The organism is uncultured Campylobacter sp. (assembly GCF_938018035.1).
Lineage (GTDB): Bacteria > Campylobacterota > Campylobacteria > Campylobacterales > Campylobacteraceae > Campylobacter_B.
In genome coordinates this window covers 1-1238 of sequence record NZ_CALIJF010000308.1, presented here as the reverse complement: position 1 = coordinate 1238, position 1238 = coordinate 1, and the positions used below count along the sequence as shown (strand labels likewise).

The window sequence follows — 1238 nt, the reverse complement described above, 5'->3', positions numbered from 1 at the left end:
TATGATAATTGCCGCGCATTCGCCATCTGTCTTGTGTGGCCGAGCTTCTGCAAAACTCGCATCCTCTAAATCGTGCAAAACTACGTTTTAAATTTCGCCGCAAAATCAGCAGCCCTCTCGGCAAGAATGCACCCGAGCCGATCGCCGTTTTAAATTTAGCGCCGAATTTTTTATATTTTAGAACATTGCAAGGATTTAAATGCCGCACTTATCGAGCGCTCTGCCGCTTCTTGGCGACGGGCTATCGATATATCGGTAGCCCTCAAGCAATCCGCTTCTTTAAATTTTTACCGCTCAAGCTCGCAGCGATTTTTTAAAATCCCGCGAGTTAAAAGCCAGCAAGGCGTCAAAATCATTTATAATTTAGTCAAATGCGGCATCGGGCACGTGCGTTGCGCCCAAGCTGGCCGCTAAAATTTCTTTATAATCTCCATCAAATGCTTGACAAGAGCCGTAATTGCGGCATTTTCATAGCTATCATCCGTATTTTGCAACGCTATGGTTTTCATATTGCCGAAAAATCCCGGATCGTAATGCTCGATGTCATTTTGCACGTAGCTTCTTAAAATTTGGCCGTTTCTTACGAGTTGAACCTCATAGATAAACTCTATGCCACCGATTCTATCGCTAGGAAACGGAGTAGCTTCGCCGGTAAAGCCCCTGTGGTGCTTTATTGTAATTTTAAGCTCATCGGTAGAGTTTTGATCCAGCAGGTTCGCTTCTTTTAGCGCCGCTAAAAGCTGCTCGTTGTACTTTTTCTCGACTGCTTCCGGCGATTGATAGATAAATTTTTTCGGATTATGGTTTTGGAAGTGTTGGTAGGTAATGCCCTTGAATTTATACGCACTTGCGATCGGCACTTTCGGTTGAGACTGTCCACAACCTGCGAAAAACAACGCCGCAAGAAGCAAAGCAAAAAATTTTTTCATTTTCTATCCTTTAAAATTTCATGAAATTATACAAAAATGGGGTTTAGCCCGGGCTAAATTTACGATCTTTCGGTGCCACTATGCGTTGAAATTTTTATAAATTTGAGAGAAAGCGTAAATTTTAAGCGTAGCTAGGCGGCTAAATTTCAAATCCTTTAAATTTGAAACTCTTTAAATCTCAAAACCTCTTCAAATTTGAAATTTAATCCGAATTTGATCTGAAATTTTATAAAATTCCGCCGTTTTAAACGGGCTTAAAAGCGTGCGCAAGCTGTTTTGCAAGCCCGAAAGAAAGGGAGCTTTATGCCT

General features: G+C 41.5%; 2 protein-coding genes. Both read right to left on the bottom strand.

Annotated features, from left to right (window positions below; all coding sequences use genetic code 11):
- A partial coding sequence (locus tag Q0257_RS09210; RefSeq protein WP_298024306.1) for a hypothetical protein occupies positions 1–208 on the bottom strand: 208 nt, incomplete at its 3' end.
- A 202-nt stretch (positions 209–410) separates the two neighbouring features.
- Positions 411–929, bottom strand: coding sequence for a hypothetical protein (locus tag Q0257_RS09205; protein WP_298024304.1), 519 nt, complete (start codon positions 927–929; stop codon positions 411–413).
- Positions 930–1238: the final 309 nt, after the last annotated feature.

Bases quoted from the DNA above. Each gene is read 5' to 3' on its own strand.
- Q0257_RS09205 (WP_298024304.1), bottom strand. From the start codon at position 929: ATGAAAAAATTTTTTGCTTTGCTTCTTGCGGCGTTGTTTTTCGCAGGT.